We start from the raw sequence: 19,792 nt of genomic DNA, 5'->3' as shown, positions 1-19,792 counted from the left end.
CGGGTACCGGATTCCCCATTCTTCATCCGTGTTCATCCGCGTCCATCCGTGGTTGAATCTGAAGGTATGCCGGGCAAATAAGCACGCTGTAGGATCAACGCTTCCCTTGACTGCCGGGGATTTTCCGAAAGATGCTGGCCGCCTGATGAACGACAACAAACGCCCGTTTTCCAGTCCCATGCTGGATGGTCCCGACCGTGCGCCCAGCCGTGCGATGCTTTATGCCGTAGGTTTCAAGAAAGAAGACTTCGCGAAGGTGCAGATCGGCATCGCCTCCACCTGGAGCCAGGTGACCCCCTGCAACGTCCACATCGACAAGCTGGCGATCGAGTCCGCCAACGGCGTGAACGCGGCGGGCGGAAAGGCCACCATTTTCAACACCATCACCATCTCCGACGGCATCTCCATGGGCACGGAGGGGATGAAATACTCCCTCGTCTCCCGTGAGGTCATTGCCGACTCCATCGAAACCGTGGTCGGTTGCGAAGGCATGGACGGCTATGTCGCCATCGGCGGCTGTGACAAGAACATGCCCGGTTGCGTGATGGCCATGGGCCGCATGAACCGCCCCGCCGTCTTCGTCTATGGCGGCACGATCCTGCCCGGCTGCGCGAAGATCAAAGGCGAGGAAAAGGATCTCGACGTCGTCTCCGTGTTCGAAGCGGTCGGCAAGCACGCCAACGGCGAATTCACCGATGATGACCTGGCCACCGTCGAAGCCTGCGCCATCCCCGGCCCGGGATCCTGCGGCGGCATGTACACGGCTAACACCATGGCCAGCGCCATCGAGGCGCTCGGCATGTCCCTGCCGAACAGCTCCGCCCAAGCCGCCATTTCCGATGACAAGATGCGCGACTGCTTCGACGCCGGAGCCGCCGTCCTCAACCTGATCAACCTCGGCATCAAGCCGCGGGACATCATGACGAAGGAAGCGTTCGAGAACGCCATCACCGTCCTTATTGCGCTCGGTGGCTCGACCAACGCCTGCCTCCACATCCCCGCCATGGCCCACGCCGCGGGCGTGGACATCTCGCTCGATGACTTCGAACGCATTGGCAAGCGCGTGCCCCTCCTCGCGGACCTCAAGCCATCCGGCAAATACGCCATGGCGGACCTCGTCCGCATCGGCGGCACCGTCCCGCTGATGAAGATGCTGCTGGATGCCGGCCTGCTCCACGGCGACTGCATGACCGTGACCGGCCGCACCATGCGCGAGAACCTGGAGAAGGCGAACGCCGTCTATCCGGAAGGCCAGCAGATCATCCGCCCGCTGGACAACCCGATCAAGAAGGACAGCCACCTCCGCATCCTCTACGGCAACCTCGCCGAAGGCGGCGCGGTGGCGAAGATCACCGGCAAGGAAGGCGAGCTGTTCAAGGGCAGCGCCAAGGTTTTCAACTCCGAGCCTGAGGCCATGAAGGCCATCCTCGCGAAGGAGATCGTGAAGGGCGACATCATCGTCATCCGCTATGAGGGACCGAAGGGAGGCCCCGGCATGCGCGAGATGCTCGGACCGACATCCGCCATCATGGGCCTGGGCCTGGGCAAGGACGTCGCGCTCATCACGGACGGACGTTTCTCCGGTGGCAGCCACGGCTTCGTCGTCGGCCACATCACCCCGGAAGCGTTCGAAGGTGGCGTCATCGGCCTGCTGAAGGACGGCGACACCATCACCATCAACGCGGTGGACAACCGCCTCGACGTTGACATTTCCGCCGAGGAGATCGCGCGGCGCAAGGCAGCCTGGGTCCGCCCGGAGCCACGCTACACCCGCGGCGTCCTCGCCAAGTATGCGAAGCTCGTCAGCACCGCCAGCGAAGGCGCGGTGACGGACAAGTATCTGTGACCAACCGGACGGAGGGGCGCACGCCGATGCGCCCTTGCCGTGCGATGGATGGACCATCTTTTCAGGGAGAGGGCGCATCGGCGTGCGCCCCTTCGCTTTCCATGAACACTCCGCTTCCCCAGCTTTCCTGCATCCGCTACGTGGACAGCTTCGAGGAACTGGTCTCGGCGAGGTTTTCCGGGAAAGTGAACGCGCTCTGCTGGCCGCGGAAGCTGGATGGGGACTTTGCGGAGATCGTGGAAAAGCTGCAGGTGGGCCGTGGTATCACGACCATTGATGCGGACACTTTGGCATCACTGGAATTGAGTCCGGCGGGAGAGGTTGCGAGGAAGATCCTGCTGGAGGACCAGGCCATGCTGGAGAGCCATGATCTCCTTCCCGTGCTGGACTGCATCAATGGTTACGTGAACCTCCACGAGGACGACGGGCCGATGTCCACCCACGTGCAGTCCTACCACGTGGACAGCGCGACGGATGAGGCGGACACCTATCTCTGCACCTATTCCGGGGCGCCCTCCGAAGCCCTGCCGAATGACCGGGTGATCCGGAAGGCGGATATCCCCGGAACACGCGTGGAACTGCTGGCCCTTTATGGGGGCGGAGATGACGACGGATTCCTGGAGTTCCTGAACGAAAATTTCTTCGATCTCCACTATGCTCCGCTGCCCGGAGCGGAGCCATGGAGCTTCGGCATCGGGAATCTCTGGCGCATCGCCTGCGACTATCCCGGCAGCCCCGTGCCGCCCTGTGTCCACCGTGCGCCGGACACCATTCCCGGTGCACCGCCGAGGCTGCTGTTGATCGGTTAGGGCGCTGGGAGCGCCGGTCTTCAGACCGGCTTGGCAGGCAGGGCGGACAACGAGAGATGCCGGTCTGAAGACCAGCGCTCCCATCTCCTTCCATCACCGCTCCAGCAGGATCTCATCCCCCAGCACCACCAGATCCACGCTGCCCTTGAGGGTCTTGTCGAGGAACGGAGTGTTCTGTGACTTCGACTTCATGAACTCCTTGGTGAAGGTGGTTTCCTTCTCCGTGTCGAACAGCAGGAGATCCGCGCGGCAGCCTTCGGTGACGGTGGGGACGTCCAGTCCCATCATCCGGCGCGGCTCGGCGGAGTAGCGTTTCACGACCAGATCCCAGCCGAATTTCCCGGTGGCGATGAAGTGGTGGTAAAGCGAGACGAGCGCGGTATCCAGGCCGGTGATGCCGTTCGGTGCGCTGACGAAGTCCTGGGACTTCTCGAAAGGGGTGTGCGGAGCGTGGTCCGTGGCGATGAGGTCGAACACGCCGTCGATGAGTCCTTGCAGCAGCGCCTCGTTGTCCGCCTTCGTCCGCAGCGGAGGGTTCATCTTGTAGTGCGTGTCGTAGTCGCCGATGTCCTCGTCGGTGAAAAGGAGATGGTGCGGAGCCACCTCGGCGGTGACCTTCACATCGCCGCGGGATTTCCACCAGGCGATGGTTTCCATGCCCAGCTTGCTGGAAACGTGCTGGATGTGGATGTGCGCCCCGGCGGCGTGGGCCAGGCGGATGTCACGGTCGATGATGATTTCCTCCGCGCAGGCGGGGGATCCCTTGATGCCCAGCTTGTAGCTCATCACGCCCTCGTTGAGCGCGCGTGGCCCGGCCAGTTCCGGCACCTCGCAGTGGCTGGCGAAAAACAGGCCGAATTCCGTGGCATACTGCATCGCCCGCAGCAGCACCGCCGCATCCCCGGTGGTGTCGCCGTCGTCGGTGAGCATCTTCACGCCCAGCGCGCGCATGCCGTCGATGCCCGCCAGCTCCTTGCCATGGCGGCCTTTCGTGACGCAGCCGGAGGTGTAGATGGGGATGCGGGCGGTCCGCTTTCCGATCTCAAGCACCTGTCCGACCACGCTGGCGGAATCGATCGCCGGGTTCGTGTTCGGCATCATCACCACGCCGGTGATGCCGCCGTTGATGGCGGACTCCGCGCCGCTGGCGATGGTTTCCTTCGCCTCGAAGCCGGGTTCGCGGAAATGCACGTGCGCGTCGAACATCGCCGGCATCAGGATGCGGTTCGCCGCATCGATGATCTTGGCGCCGGCAGGCGCGGCCAACCCTTGGCCGATGGACTTGATGATACCGTCCTCGATGAGGACATCGGAGACGGGGAGATCCCCGGAGTTCTCCGAGGCGATGCGGGCGTTCTGGATGAGGATGGACATGGGAAGCTTCGTGAAAGGTGCGAGGGATCCGCGCTGGGCGCGGTTTCAGTATCGGTAGGGAACCCTGACGCGGGGATCGTCCTCGCGGAAGTCTTTCGTGTTCCGCGTGACGAGAATGCATCCTTCCTTATCCGCGGTTGCGAGAATGATGGCGTCCGGCAGTTTCAGCTTCAGGGATTTTCTCAGATGAACGGCTTTTCGGGCGATGTTCATGTCCAGATCGACCTGTGTCATGGACCGAAGCAGGGCTTCCGCGGCTTCCGTTTCCTCAGGAGTGCGTGCCCTGCACATGATCTCCATCCATGAGATCACGGAATAGCGGAGATCATCATAATGGGCCAGTTCGATCTTCGAGCGTTCTTCACCCTGGAGGTAGTCGATAAGGATGTCGCTATCGATCACCGCTTTCATCGATCCCATTCCTCCCGGAGGCGGTTCACGTAGTCCAAGGAGTCAACTTTGCGGTGTTTCCATGCGCCGAAGGCTTTCTGGAAATGGGTGTCGTCCGCCTCTTCCAGCATCTTGGAAAGAGCGCGTCTGACGGCCTCCGCGCGGGAGATCCCGAGGTTGTTGCAAAAAACCGAGAGAGCCGCGACTTGCTCGGAAGGAAGATCGATGATGGTTCTCATGATGACGATATCATATATCATGCATGGCGGATGTCAACGGAGCGCCTCCTCCGCTCCATCGGCATTCACTCACGCTCCGGCTTGAGATAATAAAGCACCGCCATCCTCACAGCGATGCCGTTCTCCACCTGGTCGTTGATGAGGCTGCGCTCGTAGTCCATGACGCCGTCGCAGAGTTCCACGCCGCGGTTCACGGGGCCGGGGTGCATGATATAGAGGCCGCGGTTGCGGATGTCCGCGAGCCGCTTTTCGGTCACGCCGTAGAGCTTGTGGTACTCGCGGATGCTCGGGAAATACTGGACGTCCTGGCGCTCCATCTGGACGCGTAGGAGATAGACGAAATCCGGCCCCCACTTCATCGCTTCCTCATAGTTGGTGAAGCGGCGGATGTTTTCAGGTCCCTGTTTCGGCACCAGCGATCCGGGTCCGAGGTAGGCGACATCCACGCCGAGCTTCTTCAGGATGGTCGAGGTGGAGCGGGCGACCCGGGAGTGGAGGATGTCACCGATGATGAGGACTTTCTTGCCGGTGGGATCGGGGAACTTTTCCTTGATGGTGAAGGCATCCAGCAGGCCCTGGGTGGGGTGGGCGTGCGCGCCGTCCCCGGCATTGATGACGGAGGCCTTGGTCAGCTTCGCGATGGTGCCGGGCAGGCCGGATGCCTTGTGGCGGACGATGATGAAGTCGGTCCGCATCGCCTGGAGCGTCTCCACTGTTTCGCGCACGGATTCGCCCTTGGTGATGGATGACTGGGCGACGTCGAAGTTGGTGACGTCCGCGGAGAGGCGCTTGGCCGCCACCTCGAAGGAGGAATGGGTGCGGGTGCTCGGCTCGTAGAAAAGCATCAGCACGGACTTCCCTTTCAATGCCGGAACCTTCTTCACGGAGCGGGTGAAGATTTCCTTGAACGGAGCCGCCTGGTCGAGGAGGAGGTCGATTTCCGAGCGGTCCAGCGAGGCGATGTCGAGCAGGTCTTTACGGGGCATTCCGGAGGTGGGGAAAGTAGTAGAGGGCACCGAAGATGAGCGTGAGGATGGCAATGGCGGAGATGAACCCCGCATGGTGCAGGGAGCTCTTTTTCTTCAGGAGGATGAATCCGGAGATCCCCAGGCCGGCGAGGCAGAGGGTGCCCGGAATGTAGCGGGAGATGTCCGTGAACCAGTGGTCGATGAACGGCAGCACCGCCGCGGCGAACACGCAGAGGTAGCCGAGGCCGGCCATGAAAGGGTGGACGGCCTGCGGGATGAGGTGGCTCACCGGCGGCTGGACGGAGAACGCCTGGGTCCGGCGGAGTTGCTTGATCTCGAATTCCGTCCGGCGGTGGCTGGGAAGAACGGTCGCCGTCTCCGAAGGGACGGGCTGTGCCCTGGCGGCGGGGGCAGGGCCTCGCTCTGACTTGCGGAGTGATCTGACCTCCTTCGGCTCGGCCGGGGGGCGCGGCTCTACGGATGGCATCTCCTGTACCGGGTGGGATGCCGCAGGGAGGACGGGTTGGGGCGCGGCGGCGGGAGGGGCCTGCGGCGGCGGAAGATCCGCCGGGGCGGGAGGGACGTTGCCTTCCGCCCCGTCAGCGGTGGGGGGAGGCGGGGTCACCGGAGCGGGACCATCACCGAGGCCCATGCTTTCGCGGAGCTTCGCGATTTCCTCGGGGGTCTTCTTGCGCTTCGGGAGCTTGCTCATGGCGATTCTTTCCGGACGATCCGAACTTGATCGTTTCCGTCCGTTCCTTCCAGCGAAACCAGCACGTGGTCGAGACGATTTGTTTCCAGCGTGATCCCAACGTAGTCCGGGGCGATGGGCAGTTCGCGGTGGCCGCGGTCGATCAGCACGGCCAGCTCGATCTTCGCCGGGCGTCCGTAGTCGAGCAGGGCGTCCAGCGCGGCGCGGATGGTGCGGCCGGTGAAAAGCACGTCGTCCACCAGGATGATGTGAGCGTCATCGACGGGAAAGCCGATGTCGCTCTCCTGCAGCAGCGGGTTTTCCCGCAGGTGCTCGTAGTCGTCCCGGTAGAGGGAAATATCGAGGATGCCGAAGTCCAGCTCCCGGTCGTCCTGGGACAGCAGGTTCAGCACCCGCTCCGCGACCTCGTCGCCGCGGCTGCGGATGCCGACGAGGGCGATCTTCTTGCCGCCGGTTTTTTCACGGATCGCGGCTGCCAGCGTCTCCACGCCGGTGTTGATCTCTTCCTGGGTGAGGGTGCGTTCCATGGGGGATGTGTTATTGGAAATGGAGGATGCCGATGTCCCTGCGGCGTTGCAGGCCATCGAAGGAAATCTGGTCCGCGGCGGCGTGGGCGGCGGTCACCGCTTCCTCGCGTCCGGCGGCTCCAGCCACCACGGCCAGCACCCGGCCGCCGTTGGTCTGCCACTGGCCGCCCGTGAGCTTTGTCCCGGAGTGATAGACGCGGCCGGTGGTCACGTCCTCGATGCCGGTGATGACATCCCCGTTGCGGGAGGATTCCGGATAACCTGCGGATGCCAGGATCACGCACACGCTCCAGCCATCGTCGAAGGAGATGAGGTCCGGTTGGAGCTGGCCTTGTGCCCCGGCCAGGCAGAATGCGGCCAGATCCCCCTGCACCAGCGGCATCACCGCCTGGCACTCCGGATCGCCGAAGCGGCAGTTGTATTCGATGATCTGCGGTCCGGTCGGCGTAAGCATCAGGCCGAAGTAAAGAAACCCGCGGTAGGGCAGGTGGTCGTTCCGCAGGCCGTCCACCGTCGGCTGGACGATGTCCGTTTTGATGAGTTCCAGAAGATCGGCGGAGATGAGCTGGCGGCTGGCCACGGCTCCCATGCCGCCGGTGTTAGGCCCTTGGTCATCCTCCAGCGCGCGCTTGTAGTCACGGGCGGGGGTGAAGATCAGGTAGCGGTCGTCCACGATGGCGGCGAAGATGGATACCTCCGGGCCGGTCAGGCATTGCTCCACCAGCACGCGCCCCTCGCCAAAGCGCTTTTCGGTGAAAACCTCGTTGAGGAACTCCATGGCGGACGCCTCGTCCGGACAGACGGCCACACCCTTTCCGGCGGCCAGGCCGTCGAATTTCAGCACGGTGGGGTATTCGCCGTTGATGGCGGTGACGGCATCCTCCAACGAGGAAACGGCGGTCGCACGGGCCGTCGGGATGTTGTGGCGGAAAAGGAACTCCTTGGCGAATTCCTTGCTCGCTTCCAGTTGGGCCGACTGCTTCGGCGGTCCCCAGCACGGGATCCCGGCGCGTTCGCAGAGATTCGCCAGCCCCTCGTCCTTCACCAGATAGCTTTCCTCGCCCGCGACGCACAGGTCGATGCCGTTGTCCTTCATCCACCCGATCAGGGAGTGCAGGTCCGTGGCGGTGGTCGGCGCGGCGATGCGGAAAATGGCCTCGCTCCCCGGGAAGGAGAACAGCTCCGGCTTCGAGGGAGACTCCGCCAGGGCGCGAACGAGGGCGTGCTCGCGGCCACCTTTTCCAACGACTAAAATTTTCATCCGCAGAGGTTTTCGCGGAATCCCCCGGCGGACTCAACGCCGAAGAACGGAATTTTCCCGGGTAGCTGCAGGCTTGCCTCAGGTCGTCTGGCTTCCGGCCTGCTCCGGGGGTGGGAAAACACCGAGCTGGGCCATCAATCCCAATATGTCCATGATGATCCGGGTGGACTTGATTTTTTCGCCCTCAAACAGGTCGATGACCATGCCCCATACCGTGACGGATCGTCCGGTGGCTGGAATCCCCAGGAAGGTTCCCTGATGGGTGCCGGTCCAGGTGAAGCGGGTCACAACCTTGTCCCCATCTTCAATCTGTTCCTCCACGATCCAGTTCATATCGGGAAAGCCCCCGCGCATGCCCTTCAGCACTTCCTTCAATCCATCGACGCCGGGGCCTTGGCCGGGAAAAGGCACCTCTTCGAGCATGTCATCCCAGAAGTATTCATCAGTGGCTTCGATGTCTCCACCGCTGAGAACCCGCTCGATGAACCGACGAACTGTTGCAGACTTGTTTTTCATTGGGGTGGGGGAGTGAAAGCCTCCGTTCAATGCCTGCCGGCCATGATCTGGCATTCTTCAGGCGTGCTCGGATAGGGGTGCCAAGGCCGGTGTGCGACCGACGAATGTCCCCCGGGGATGATCTCATGCGGGTCCGCTGCGATCAACTGTTCCTTTTGTCAGGCTTCATGAATGCGGAAGCTTGATCACCGGAGATATTGAATCCTGCTCCCCCGCCCGTTCACTCCGCCACCACGAAGATGGACGCGAAACGGTTGCTTGCGACGGGCTTCTCCGGATTCACCGCCATTTGGGAAATGTCGCCGTCCAGGAACAGTGCGTCCTTGCAGCCGAGATGGAGGAACAGCCCGGCGAAGTCCCAGAAATTCACCTCCTGGCCCCATACGGTGATCGCGCAGACGAATTTGCCATCCGCATCGATGCCGATGCCGTGCGGTGCAGGCGGCTTTCCGAACCCTCCTTGAAGGCAGGATGGCGCTTGCCGCCGATCAGCAGCAGCGGGCCGGACTGGACGGCGAAGTTCGGTGCCCGCAGGTCACGGACCCGGCGGGAGAGGTCGTAGCGGGCCTTCCAGTCCTCGACCGTCGAAACCTGGGGGCCACCATGGCCGCCAATCCACATCGAGACCACGCCGTTCGGCTTCAGGAAAAAGTTGCCCTTGCCGTCCTTCGTGTTGAGCGGCAGCACGACTTTCCAGTCTTGGGCGAGAAGCCCGCTGGGGATGCATCCGGGTTCGAAGATACCTCCATTCATCAGGAACCGGACCGTTCTGCCCTTCTTGGAAAAATCCTCCTGCACCTTGTCGAACGTGCCGAAAATTTCCCCCGCGCTGTCTTTCCAGACGACCTTCAGATCATCCGGCTCGATCCGGACGACACGGAAGTCCGCGTTCGCATAGTGGACTTTTTCCTCACGGATCTCCGCGGCACCGCTGACGGCTGGAAGGAGCAAAAGGATGAGCAGGAATTTCATGGCTCGGGCTTGCTAATCTTTGTCAGCTCTTCCGGTTCGGATGTCTGATATAGGTGACTCCAGGCAGGCCATCCAAGTCGGAATCCTGGGTGAGCAACTCCGCGGAGGCATCGCGGGCTGTGGCGTAAATGATCCCGTCGGCCAAGGGCAACTGATGGCGGTGGCTGATCTCCGCGGCGATGACGGCCAACCGCTCATCCAGTGGAACAACCCGTCCCTGCTTCATCGCGGCAGCGGCGGTCAGAGCATGGGATAAGGATGATTCGCGCAATATCCAGCGATACACTTCCGTGATCGATATGGCTGGAACCACCAGATCGGAAGTCGCCTGTATGGCGGCGGCGAAGTGAATGCTGTTGGGGCCGTCGGTGAAAAACTCGATCCAACCCGAGGAATCAACTACGGCAGGCATCTGTCGGTTTCCCGTTCAAAAGTGTTTCTGACGCCCTTCAAAAATCCCTTCAAGGAGGCTACAGGGCGCACGGGGACAAGCTCGATCCTGTCTTCAAGTTGTACAATCTCGATTTTGTCGCCCGGGACCAATGCGAGGCCTTCCCTGATTTCCTTCGGAATGACCACCTGGAATTTTGGTGAAACCGTGACCGTTGCCATATCGTTGGTTAAACCGTAATACCATTTGGTGATCGATGCAAGTCGGTTGGCTCAGCCAAAAATTGCCGCGTTCCGATTTCCTTTGGTGAGTTCGGAAGCGAAAGTGACCTCGCCCAGATCAAGGATTCGCTGGAAAATCTGACGATCACCGGGGAGCACCATATGGGTTCCATGGAAAAAGATATTCCCAGCTAGGTCTTCGGAGTGGTCGTGCCATTTGAAGCCGAGGCGTGAAAAGAAATCGGAACTCCATTCGGTGGCCTCCAACAAAATCTCGCACCCCTTTGATCCCGGATCAATGAATGCCAACCGTGCCAGCAGGATCGCCGTTCCGTATCCTCTCCGAAGTTCGTCTTTGCTTACGACTCCAAACGTCAGGGAAACCTGGGAGCCGGGAAAGTATTCACAGATGCCTCCACCCCCGATGATCCGTCCATCAGCTTCGGCGACGAAGTAGATCACTTCGTCGCTCCGGATCGTTTCACGGAATTGATCGAAGTAGCCGCTGGGGACGGATATGCCATCGTGGTCCGCATAAATACTTTCCAACTGGGGATAGTCGGACTCCTCGATGAGACGGATGTGACACTTCGCCGCTTTCGGAGACATCCGCTTTTCCTACCTCAACCCCAGAAAGCGCGCGAGGGATTTCACCGCCGGGGCGACCGCGTGGCCCCGGCGCACGCGGCGGGAAATGACGTCCAGTTTGCCTGCTTTCACATCCGCCTTCGGATCAACATGGCCGACGATCTCGTGGCCGGAAAGCACGGGCAGGGCATAGTAGCCGCGGACGCGCTTTGCGGGCGGGGTATAGACCTCCCACGTGTAGTCAAAGTCCCACAGGGCGAGGGTGGTCCGGCGGTCGTAGATCAGCGGATCCAGCGGAGCGAGGAGCAGCGGGGGAAAGGGAGCGCCGTTTTCCGGAGTGTCCCGGCTCGCCTCCAGCAGCGGCAGATCCTCATGGAGGATATGGAGCAGGGGGGCATCCGCATCGCTGATCTTTACCGTAATGGTGTCATCCCGCGTGTGGGGGATTTCATTCCGTTTGAGCGGAGTGAGGCGGCGCTGGCGGAGCTTGGTCAACGCCAGCCAGCGGGCGGTTTCCTCCGGGCTTGGCAGGCTGGCGGCGAGCGCTGCCGGAGGCAGCACACGCTCCGGGAGATCGTAGAAACGGCGCGTGCCCTCGCGGCGGGCGATGAGCACGCGGCCGTGGAAATAGAGCTTCTGGAGCGTGGACTTCGCCAAGGTGGCGGATCCCCACCCGATTGGCAGGGAAGGCCCCGCGCCCTCGATCTGGCTGGAGGTCAGCGGACCTCGGCTTTCGATTTCCGCAAGGATCCGTTTCGCGAGCTTCCGCTCATCGGCGGAAAGGCGCCCGGACCAGGCACCATCATGCTGGGTTCGCTCGCGCATGGCCTCCTGCAGGTGCGGCCAGGCATCATGTGGCATGGCCACCAGGATGGAGCTGCCGGGCAGGTGGTGCTCGAAGGCGGTGCGCGCGTCCGCGGAAAGCGTGGCGCCATCCCCATGCAGGTGCCGCATCAGCCCGCCGGGCCGGTAGTTTTCCACCCGGTTCCGCAGGATGAGGTCCTGCATCCGCCCGCAGACGTTGATGGGGTCGATCTGGACGTAGCCGAAGCGGTCCAGCACCGCGCCGACATCCGGCACGGTCGCATTGAGGCCGGTGGCCGCCCGGGCGAACCGGCGGGCGACTTCGCGGGTGATGTGGATGGGTGCCGTCAGGGGATGGAATCGTAGATGTGTTCCAGCGCCAGCACGGTGTAGGCGGTGACCAGCACGGGGTTGGACTCCATCCACTTGCCGTTGTCGTTGGTCCAGGAGCCATCGCCCTTTTGCAGGGAGAGCAGCTTGTTCGCCAGGTCGCTGCGCCAGTCGGCTTCCTTGCCGTCGGCCAGCTTGAGGTTGTCGATCTCCGCCGCACCGAGCGCCTTGGACATGGCCTGGTAGTAGTAGTAGAGGCCCTGCGCGCCCATGCCGGGGTTTTCCTCCACGGTGTAGTTCTTGCCCAGCCAGTCCTTCACCGCCAGCACCCGCTCGTCATCCGGGCCGAGCTTGGCATAGATCAGGGAAAGCAGTCCGGCATAGGAGATGGAGCCATAGGAGCGGAGTGCTTTTTTGCCGTCACCGAGTTCATCTTCCCCTGCCTTCGACGAAGCGGGGTTGTAGATGAAACCACCCTTGTTCTTCGCGTCGTCGGATGCCCATTTCTGGTCGTTGGTGGAGGTGAGGTTCTGGCAGCGGGAGAGGAAGGTGGTCGCCGCCTTCCAGTCCAGGTCCGGTTGGTCGCCGAACTGGCCGTCATCGATCATCTTCTTCGAAAGGGCGAGCGCCTCGATGGTCAGGTAGGTGTTGGAAAGGTCGTTGTGGGGGCGTTCGGTGCCCGCTCCGTAGCCGATGCCGCCGTCACCCGGGTCATCCGTTTTTCCCGGCTCACCCTTGTCCCATTGGTTGCCGATGAGGTGCTTCCGCGCCTTCACGATGGCCGGACCGTATTCCGTGCGGTTGGCGGCGGCCAGCGCGGTCAGGGAGGTGGCGGTGTTGTAGGTGGAGAGGCCGCGGTTGTAGATGCCGCCGTCCTCCTTCTGCTGGGCCAGCAACCAATCGAAGCCCTTCCTCACATGGTCCGGATAGGGTGCGGAGCGGTCCACGTTCGGGTCGCGCACGGCGGCGTTGAGGGCCAGCGCGGTGAAGGCGGGGAGCTGGCCGTCGTCCCACTGGCCTTCCGGTTTCTGCTGTTGTTTCAGGTATTCGTTGCCCCGGGCGATGGCCTGGCTGAGTTCCTGGCGGAGGGATTCGTAGCGGTCGAGCTTTCCGTTCGGCGAGCGATCCGCGGCGGAGGCGAATCCTGCCAGTGCGATGATGAATGCGGTGGCGAGTTTCATGGTTTTCCGGGAAATGGGGTGATGATGACGGTGACGGGAGAATCGAGCGGCGGCACCCGCTTGGGATAGACGAACCACACGGTGTCATCCGTGTTGTCCTTGCCGGGGTAGTTGATCAGGGCGCTGCGCGAAAGGTAGATGGCGGCGATGTCCCCGGTGGCCTCCGCCTGGAACCTGCCGCCGGAAATTTCCGAGCCGCCATAGACCCACGGCCCGGCGGGCATGGTCCTGCCGGTGACGGCGTGCTGCACCCATTCGTTGACCGGCACCTTGCGCAACTTGCCGCCGTCCTGCCACTCCACCTCGATGTGGATGCGGGCGGCTTTCCTGACCTCCTCATCCACGGCGGGGAACTTCACCGCCGGGTCATCCGGCGCGGTGGGCTCCACATACAGTTCCGGAGAGGGCTGGTAGCGCAGCAGGGTGAAGGCGACGTTCAGGTCCGTCGCGGAAATGGCGGTCTTCAGGAGGGATTCGTGGACCTTTCCGTTCTGGTGGACGATGAGGAACTCCAGCAGATCCTGCGTCATGTTGATGGCGGCGGGAAAGCGGATCTCGCGCGTCTTGCTGTCGAAGGTGATGTCGCGGATGCGGTAGCGGGTCCCGTCCAGTTTCTCCACCTTCGCTTCCTGCGGCGGCTCCTTTCCGGTGTCCCCTCCCTGCGGTGGCGCGGGAAACTGCCCGGAGGCGGTTGCCGCGGCGATCAGTAACAGGATCAGGTGGCGGCGGAGCATGGTGGCGGCCTACTCGTCGGGAGTGGCGGTGTTGAGGGATTTTCCGAACTCCCGCCATGACAGGCGGGTGATGTTCGATTGCAACGCCTCCAGGGAAGTTTCCTCCCCGGCTGGCTCGACCGGCGGCGTCAGTTGGCCGGAGCGCTTCAGGTGGCTGGCGATGAGCTGGAAGGCGGTTTCGTACACTTCCTTCGCCAGGTCATCCGTCGGCTCGACGGTGAAGGAAAGGACGTCCGTGGAGGCGGACTCCTTTGTCGGGCCGGAAAGCCACAGCGCGGCGGGGATGGGGCCTTTCGGGGCGTTCCGTTTGCCCACCGCCAGATCCGCCGTCACCCGGAGCGTGCCACCGGAGGCGATGGAGAGTTCCCGTGCGGCTTCCTCCAGCACGGGTTTCAGTGCGGGGGCGAGCGAAGGGCCGGTCCCGGCATGGAGGACGATGTGGACCGCCGCGGCCGGATCCGTGTTCCAGTCAGGAAGGGTGGGGCGCAGGCGGCGGATGGAAGCGATGGCGGCGGCGGCCTGGGCGGTGTCCGGTTTCGTCATGTCCAGCGAGCGTTCCCATGCCAGCAGGGCGCGCTGGAATTCACCTTCCTTCTCCAGCAGGGTGGCCAGTTCCGCCAGCTTGGCGTGGCCGTCCAGCGCACGGTCGCTGTAGGATTCGAGGGTCGGCGGGGAGTCCAGATCCCCCAGTTCGACCGCCGGTGGCTGGGGTGCGACATCCGGAGCGGCCGCCTCCGGCAGCCCTTGCCGCAGCGTCGGCGGTTTCACCGGCTCGTTCATGCGTTCCGGCTGGGCGTTGGACGCTTCCGCCTTTTCCTGGATCTCCGCGATCTGTGCGGCGGTCGGCGGGGTCATGAAGTCCATTCCCTTGGTGTTCGCCCACCACATCCCGCCGATGACGGAAAGGCAGAGAAACAGCACCAGTGGGACGGGAACACGCACGGCGGACAGGGTAGGCAGGATGCGCGGCTTGACGAATGATTTTTTCCCATCGCGCGGCCTGTACGCAAAAAGCCCCGCTGGCATGCAGCGGGGCTTCTCGGAAATCTTGCGGTCGCAGGATCAGTTGGCGGCCTTCACGAGGAGAGCACGCTTGCCCACGCGGCTGCGGAGGTAGTGCAGCTTGGCGCGGCGGACCTTGCCCTTGTTGGTCACTTCGATCTTGGAGATGCGCGGGGTGTGGACCGGGAAAACACGCTCCACGCCTTCGCCGTAGGAAATCTTGCGGACGGTGAAAGCGGCGTTGATGCCCGTGCCGGCCTTGGCGATCACGAGACCGGCGAAGACCTGGACGCGCTCCTTGCCGCCTTCGATAACGCGGGTGTGGACCTTCACGGAGTCACCGACGTTGAACTCGGCGACGTCCTGCTTCATTTGCTCCTGCTCGATCTTCTTGATGATTGCGTTCATGGGCTCCTCTTTCTCGCGAAAATGTTGGTGGCTGACCGGCGTTTCTGGCGTTGGCCGGGTCGCGCGGGGCGGGAGAGCTAGCGGATGGAATTTGCCATTGCAACCGCGAAATGCTCCCGGCCCCCAGATTTTTCCTCACTTCTTGCCGTAGATGGCTTCCGGGTCGAAGGCGCGGTCCGTGCTGTTGAAGGTCAGTTCCGCCCCGTTCTTCGTGACCACGTTGCGGTAGAAGCAGGATCCGCGGCCGGTGTGGCAGGCTCCCGCGCCGATCTGCTCCACATACACCACCAGGGCGTCCTGGTCGCAGTCCGTGCGGATCTCCACCACCTTCTGGATGTGGCCGGACGTCTTGCCTTTGTGCCACAACTCCTTGCGCGAGCGGGAGTAATACACCGCCTCGCCGATCTCCAGGGTCAGCTTGAGGGATTCCTCGTTCATGTAGGCCAGCATCAGCGGCTCCTTGGTGATCGCGTCGATCGCCATGGCCGGGATCAGGCCATCCTTGTCGAATTTCGGGGAAAACTCCGTGCCTTCCTCGATCTCCGCTTTGCCGCCGCGTGGGGCGAAGGATTGGTTCGGACTCATGCGCGGGGACCGTGGTAGGGGGCCGCCCGCGTGTCCAGCGAACATTATTGGGGAACATCGAACGTCGAACATCCAACATCGAACGCCGAAGAAGGGATTTCGGAATTGCCTGGAGGGCCATGCCTGAGACGATGGCGGCGCGATGGCATATACGGCGGACCGGGCATTCGAACTGATTTCAGAAGCACACCAGCGGGGACGCCTCGCGCACGCCTTCCTCATCAGTGGCGCACCCGGCAGCGGGAAGGAAAACCTGGCCGCCCGGATGATCCAACTGGTGAATGACGGGGGAGGCTCCGGCGGCGGTGGGTTCGACCTCTTCGGGGAGCCGGTGAAGGTGGAGACGCCTCCGCTGGATGAACTGGAGGGCGGGCATGTGCGTGTCATCCGCCCGCGGATGAAGTCCCGCCGCGTCGGCGTGGAGGAGATCCGTGACCTGGAGCAGACGCTCCACCTCGCCGTCGCCAAGGGTTCCTGCAAGGTGGGCGTCATCGTCGAGGCGGACCGCATGAACGACCAGGCGGCCAACGCCTTCCTCAAGACCCTGGAGGAACCGCCGAAAAGCACCCTCCTCCTGCTCCTCACGGCGAATCCCCAGCGGCTCCTGCCGACCATCCTTTCCCGCTGCGTGCGCCTGCCGCTGCTGGGCGGACGGCCCCTGCTTGAAAACGGCGGGGCCGAGCTGGTCGCCTCCCTCAACCGGGCCGCCAGCCGGGGCTTCGGCACACCCGTCGCCGCACTCCATCTGAAGGCTGCCTTTTCCTCTTTCCTCGCACAGTACCGCAGCGAGGCGGACGATGCCGCGAAGGCGGCGGAGAAAGAAGAGTCCGCAGCCTACCGGGATGCCACCGACGGAGCATGGCTCAAGGAGCGGGAAGCCTTCCACAAGGCCGCCGCGGAGGCGGAGTATCTGGATGCCCGCTCCCGCCTGTTCGATGTGCTGATGGCATGGATGGCCGACCTTCTCCGGATGAAGGTGAACTCCGCCGATCTGGATTTCCCGGACACCGCCGCCAGCCTCGCTCCCATCGTGGAAAAGGAAACGGAAACCGCGTTGCTCAAACGCATGGAGGCGCTGGACTCCCTGCGCCGCACGCTGGACACGAACGCCTTCGAGCCGCTCGCCATCGAGGTCGGTTTCCTGAAGGCCTTCGGCTGAACCAATCAGAACTCTCCGTTGATCGCGCCGGTTTCCTCCGGTGCGCCCACACTTTCGAGGAGCTTTTCCAGTCCGCCGAGCACCCTCTCGATGCCTTCCAGCCACATCCCGGCGTCCCACACCGGACTGGCGAGTTCGAGCAGATGTCCGAGGGCCTCGGGTTTCAGCAAAGGTTCCAGGCCGTAGCCGGGGATCAGCGCGGATTCCTGCCGGACCGGGTCGATCAGCAGCAGGATGCCGTGGTTGTTCGCACCGCGCCGTCCCTCACCGGCGAAGGCACCGGCATTGAACAGCCAGAAGGCGTAAAGGCTGAAGGGATGCTCGTCCGGCATCGCGCGCATCACCACCTGCAGCACCAGTTGCGGGAACCGCCGTTGGAGGGCGTTCACCCGCTTGCGCAGCTTGCCGGTTTCACCGGAAGTCAGCTTGCCCGTGGTGTCGGACACGCCGGGAGACAGACGCGGCATGGTCCCCAGCAAGGTGCTGGTCCGTGGATAGTTCAACCGGCATGACGGGCACTCGGTTGTCTGCGGATGCACCGGGGATTGGCAGTAGGGACACCGCATGTGCGATAATGCTACGCATTTCCTAAGCGAATGATGAAGCGAAAAAGCAGCTTGAAAGTTTCATGCAATTAATTACGTTATCTGGAAACCATGAGCACCACCGCCTCCGCCAACTACCTGTTCGCCCAACTGGATGAGATCGAGCCGAAGCGCTGCCCCTGCGGCTTCAGCCAGCGCGCCTTCGCCGTCCCTGAGAACCAGACCGCGACCATCCACCTGGTGGACATCCAGGAGGACGCGCAGACCCACTATCACAAGAAGCTCACCGAGATCTATCTGATCCTCGAAGGCGAGGGCCACATGGAACTCGATGGCGAACTCATCCCGGTGAAGCCGATGAGCACCATCCTCATCAAGCCCGGCTGCCGCCACCGCGCCATCGGCAAGCTCAAGATCGTCAACATCCCCGTCCCGGCCTTCGACCCGGAAGACGAGTGGTTTGATTGAGTAAGGGGGAGGACATTGCGGCAGAGCCGCTATGTCCGCTTCGCTCCCATTCCTGTCCACCGAGGGCATTGGCGAATCATCAAAGACTCACCGCAAAGACGCGAAGATTCCGAAGTGAAGAGATCTACTTCATGATTCGCCAGATTCGTAAGATTCGCGGTCAGCCTCCTTCTTTTCCTGAAAACGGAACGCTGAAATCTTCTCGTTCTCGGTTTGCCAATGCCGCCGGTGGACAGGAGTGTCCACCCTCCTTAAGCACACTTCGGACAGACCCCGAAGAACTCCAGCTCGTGGTAGAGGTTGCGGTAGCCGGTTTTTTCCCGGATTTCGTCTTCGAGCGCGTGGACGGGGCAGGGGGCTTTGATCGACTCGATGGAGCCGCAGCCGGTACAGATGAGGTAATCGCTGTGCTTGCCGGGGACCAGCAGGGTGAAATAGGCGGCCCGTTCATGGAGGCCCAGGCGGCGGATGATGCCGTGTTCCGCGAGGCGCTGGAGCAAGCGGAAGACGGTGGCCTTGTCGCATTGGTCTGCCAGATGCTCGGACGCGGCCAGCTCCGCCAGGGTCATCGGCCTCCCGTTTTCGAGCAGGGTGCGGATGAGTTCCTCGAGCGCCTTGGTCCTGCGCAGGCCTGCGGCCCGGCAGCGCTCGATGGTGTCCTGGATCAAAGCTTTCATGGCGGGAATGTAGCGACGGATTGGCGGGTTGGGAAATGCGGAAATCAGAACAGGCTGGCCTGCGGGTCGTCCGGCCGGGAGGGCGGCTGCGGCGCGCCGATCTTGGTGTAGGCGGCGCCCATGGCCGTGCGGCCGCGCGGGGTGCGCTGGATGAAGCCCTGCATGATGAGGAACGGCTCATGGACTTCCTCGATGGTGGCGGCGTCCTCGCCCACGGCGACCGCCAGCGAGTTCAGGCCGACGGGGCCGCCGCCGAACTTGTAGATCAGCGCTTCCAGCAGGCGCTTGTCCATTTCATCGAGGCCTTCGGAGTCGATCTCGATCATCGCCAGCGCGTCATCCGCGACCGTGCCGTTGATGGTCCCGCCACCGCGCACCTGGGCGTAGTCGCGGACCCAGCGGAGCAGCGCGTTGGCCACCCGCGGGGTGCCGCGCGAGCGCGAGGCGATCTCCAGCGCGCCCGCCCGCTCGATGGGCACGTCGAGCAATCCGGCGGACCGCTCGATGATGTCCGCCAGCTCCTCATGCGTGTAGTAGTCCAGCCGGTTGATGAGGCCGAAGCGGGAGCGCAGCGGCGCGGTGAGCATGCCGGAGCGGGTGGTGGCCCCGACGAGGGTGAAGCGCGGCAGGTTGATCTGGATGGAGCGGGCGGAAGGGCCGGAGTCGATGATGATGTCCAGCCGGTAGTCCTCCATCGCCGGGTAGAGGTATTCCTCGATGGCCGGGTGCAGGCGGTGGATCTCATCAATGAAAAGGATGTCGCCTTTCTGGATGTTGGTGAGGATCCCGGCGAGGTCGCCCGCCTTTTCGATCTGCGGGCCGGAGGTGGTGTGGAGCTGGGTTCCGGCGGCGCGGGCGATGAGGTTGGCCAGCGTGGTCTTGCCCAGGCCGGGCGGGCCGGAGAGCAGCACGTGGTCCAGCACGTCACCGCGTTTCTTCGCCGCCTCCAGCATCAGCAGGATGCGGTCCTTCACCTTTTCCTGGCCGATGAACTCGGAGAACGCAGGCGGCCGCAGGGAAACGTCGAAGGAGGTTGCCGGGGCGGTGGTGGTCTGCTGGTAGAAGTTCTCGGACATCGGGCGGCG

The 19,792-nt window shown here is 63.1% G+C and carries 26 protein-coding genes; 4 read left to right on the top strand and 22 right to left on the bottom strand.

Translation table 11 applies throughout. From position 1 onward, the window contains the following. The first annotated feature begins 145 nt into the window (after positions 1-145). Both ilvD and KF712_12510 read left to right on the top strand, forming a co-directional pair. The gene (gene ilvD / locus KF712_12515; GenBank protein ID MBX3741811.1) at positions 146-1,846 is read left to right on the top strand and encodes a dihydroxy-acid dehydratase; all 1,701 of its coding nucleotides are present in this window, start codon (positions 146-148) and stop codon (positions 1,844-1,846) included. A gap of 101 nt (positions 1,847-1,947) precedes the next feature. After that, a complete protein-coding gene (locus KF712_12510; GenBank protein MBX3741810.1) occupies positions 1,948-2,655 on the top strand; it encodes a hypothetical protein in 708 nt (235 codons plus the stop codon). Positions 2,656-2,748: 93 nt separating this feature from the next. Here the strand turns inward: KF712_12510 and KF712_12505 are convergent, their stop codons facing one another. From KF712_12505 to hisI, 19 genes are all read right to left on the bottom strand, one after another. Next, positions 2,749-4,029: a dihydroorotase gene (locus tag KF712_12505; protein ID MBX3741809.1), complete on the bottom strand. Its 1,281-nt coding sequence runs from the start codon at positions 4,027-4,029 to the stop codon at positions 2,749-2,751. Between the two features lie 45 nt (positions 4,030-4,074). Then, positions 4,075-4,449, bottom strand: a complete 375-nt coding sequence (locus tag KF712_12500) for a PIN domain-containing protein (protein MBX3741808.1) — start codon at positions 4,447-4,449, stop codon at positions 4,075-4,077. Next, on the bottom strand, positions 4,437-4,658 hold the full coding sequence (locus KF712_12495) for a hypothetical protein (GenBank protein ID MBX3741807.1): 222 nt from the start codon (positions 4,656-4,658) through the stop codon (positions 4,437-4,439). The genes KF712_12500 and KF712_12495 overlap by 13 nt, the downstream gene beginning before the upstream one ends. A 65-nt stretch (positions 4,659-4,723) precedes the next feature. Continuing rightward, entirely contained in the window at positions 4,724-5,644 is a 921-nt protein-coding gene (locus KF712_12490) for an aspartate carbamoyltransferase catalytic subunit (GenBank protein ID MBX3741806.1), read from the bottom strand. Then, positions 5,634-6,338 (bottom strand): hypothetical protein, encoded by a 705-nt coding sequence (locus KF712_12485; GenBank protein MBX3741805.1) that lies wholly within the window; start codon positions 6,336-6,338, stop codon positions 5,634-5,636. The genes KF712_12490 and KF712_12485 overlap by 11 nt, the downstream gene beginning before the upstream one ends. Further along, positions 6,335-6,865 (bottom strand): bifunctional pyr operon transcriptional regulator/uracil phosphoribosyltransferase PyrR, encoded by a 531-nt coding sequence (pyrR, locus tag KF712_12480; GenBank protein ID MBX3741804.1) that lies wholly within the window; start codon positions 6,863-6,865, stop codon positions 6,335-6,337. The genes KF712_12485 and pyrR overlap by 4 nt, the downstream gene beginning before the upstream one ends. A 10-nt stretch (positions 6,866-6,875) precedes the next feature. Next, complete coding sequence (gene purD / locus KF712_12475) at positions 6,876-8,126, bottom strand: phosphoribosylamine--glycine ligase (protein MBX3741803.1); 1,251 nt, start codon at positions 8,124-8,126, stop codon at positions 6,876-6,878. A gap of 78 nt (positions 8,127-8,204) precedes the next feature. Beyond that, positions 8,205-8,642 (bottom strand): ester cyclase, encoded by a 438-nt coding sequence (locus tag KF712_12470; protein ID MBX3741802.1) that lies wholly within the window; start codon positions 8,640-8,642, stop codon positions 8,205-8,207. 220 nt (positions 8,643-8,862) lie between these two features. After that, complete coding sequence (locus KF712_12465) at positions 8,863-9,069, bottom strand: phosphodiester glycosidase family protein (protein MBX3741801.1); 207 nt, start codon at positions 9,067-9,069, stop codon at positions 8,863-8,865. Then, the gene (locus KF712_12460) at positions 9,009-9,614 is read right to left on the bottom strand and encodes a hypothetical protein (GenBank protein MBX3741800.1); all 606 of its coding nucleotides are present in this window, start codon (positions 9,612-9,614) and stop codon (positions 9,009-9,011) included. The genes KF712_12465 and KF712_12460 overlap by 61 nt, the downstream gene beginning before the upstream one ends. A gap of 22 nt (positions 9,615-9,636) precedes the next feature. Beyond that, positions 9,637-10,026 carry a type II toxin-antitoxin system VapC family toxin gene (locus KF712_12455; protein ID MBX3741799.1) on the bottom strand — a complete coding sequence of 130 codons (390 nt, stop codon included), beginning with the start codon at positions 10,024-10,026 and terminating at the stop codon, positions 9,637-9,639. Then, the gene (locus KF712_12450; protein MBX3741798.1) at positions 10,014-10,226 is read right to left on the bottom strand and encodes an AbrB/MazE/SpoVT family DNA-binding domain-containing protein; all 213 of its coding nucleotides are present in this window, start codon (positions 10,224-10,226) and stop codon (positions 10,014-10,016) included. The genes KF712_12455 and KF712_12450 overlap by 13 nt, the downstream gene beginning before the upstream one ends. Before the next feature lie 51 nt (positions 10,227-10,277). Continuing rightward, on the bottom strand, positions 10,278-10,688 hold the full coding sequence (locus tag KF712_12445) for a GNAT family N-acetyltransferase (GenBank protein ID MBX3741797.1): 411 nt from the start codon (positions 10,686-10,688) through the stop codon (positions 10,278-10,280). A gap of 156 nt (positions 10,689-10,844) precedes the next feature. Then, complete coding sequence (locus KF712_12440; GenBank protein ID MBX3741796.1) at positions 10,845-11,969, bottom strand: YcaQ family DNA glycosylase; 1,125 nt, start codon at positions 11,967-11,969, stop codon at positions 10,845-10,847. Beyond that, complete coding sequence (locus KF712_12435) at positions 11,966-13,129, bottom strand: hypothetical protein (GenBank protein ID MBX3741795.1); 1,164 nt, start codon at positions 13,127-13,129, stop codon at positions 11,966-11,968. Before KF712_12435 ends, KF712_12440 begins: the two co-directional genes overlap by 4 nt. Then, on the bottom strand, positions 13,126-13,863 hold the full coding sequence (locus KF712_12430; GenBank protein MBX3741794.1) for a hypothetical protein: 738 nt from the start codon (positions 13,861-13,863) through the stop codon (positions 13,126-13,128). Before KF712_12430 ends, KF712_12435 begins: the two co-directional genes overlap by 4 nt. 9 nt (positions 13,864-13,872) lie before the next feature. After that, entirely contained in the window at positions 13,873-14,805 is a 933-nt protein-coding gene (locus KF712_12425) for a hypothetical protein (protein ID MBX3741793.1), read from the bottom strand. Between the two features lie 120 nt (positions 14,806-14,925). Next, positions 14,926-15,273, bottom strand: coding sequence for a 50S ribosomal protein L19 (gene rplS, locus KF712_12420; protein ID MBX3741792.1), 348 nt, complete (start codon positions 15,271-15,273; stop codon positions 14,926-14,928). A gap of 135 nt (positions 15,274-15,408) precedes the next feature. Further along, positions 15,409-15,858 carry a phosphoribosyl-AMP cyclohydrolase gene (gene hisI, locus KF712_12415; GenBank protein MBX3741791.1) on the bottom strand — a complete coding sequence of 150 codons (450 nt, stop codon included), beginning with the start codon at positions 15,856-15,858 and terminating at the stop codon, positions 15,409-15,411. 142 nt (positions 15,859-16,000) lie between these two features. Here hisI and KF712_12410 point away from each other — a divergent pair, with 142 nt between their 5' ends. Further along, on the top strand, positions 16,001-17,017 hold the full coding sequence (locus KF712_12410) for a hypothetical protein (protein MBX3741790.1): 1,017 nt from the start codon (positions 16,001-16,003) through the stop codon (positions 17,015-17,017). Between the two features lie 5 nt (positions 17,018-17,022). Here the strand turns inward: KF712_12410 and KF712_12405 are convergent, their stop codons facing one another. Beyond that, positions 17,023-17,484 (bottom strand): TPM domain-containing protein, encoded by a 462-nt coding sequence (locus KF712_12405; protein ID MBX3741789.1) that lies wholly within the window; start codon positions 17,482-17,484, stop codon positions 17,023-17,025. Positions 17,485-17,673: 189 nt separating this feature from the next. Here KF712_12405 and KF712_12400 point away from each other — a divergent pair, with 189 nt between their 5' ends. Further along, positions 17,674-18,030: a cupin domain-containing protein gene (locus KF712_12400; protein ID MBX3741788.1), complete on the top strand. Its 357-nt coding sequence runs from the start codon at positions 17,674-17,676 to the stop codon at positions 18,028-18,030. Positions 18,031-18,281: 251 nt separating this feature from the next. Here the strand turns inward: KF712_12400 and KF712_12395 are convergent, their stop codons facing one another. Beyond that, entirely contained in the window at positions 18,282-18,707 is a 426-nt protein-coding gene (locus tag KF712_12395) for a transcriptional repressor (GenBank protein MBX3741787.1), read from the bottom strand. Between the two features lie 44 nt (positions 18,708-18,751). Further along, the gene (gene ruvB, locus KF712_12390) at positions 18,752-19,783 is read right to left on the bottom strand and encodes a Holliday junction branch migration DNA helicase RuvB (protein MBX3741786.1); all 1,032 of its coding nucleotides are present in this window, start codon (positions 19,781-19,783) and stop codon (positions 18,752-18,754) included. Positions 19,784-19,792: the final 9 nt, after the last annotated feature.

The sequence above is a fragment of the Akkermansiaceae bacterium genome, from assembly GCA_019634595.1.
Lineage (GTDB): Bacteria > Verrucomicrobiota > Verrucomicrobiia > Verrucomicrobiales > Akkermansiaceae > Luteolibacter.
Note: the sequence above shows the minus strand (reverse complement) of the source record. Positions and strands in the feature narration are given on the sequence as shown.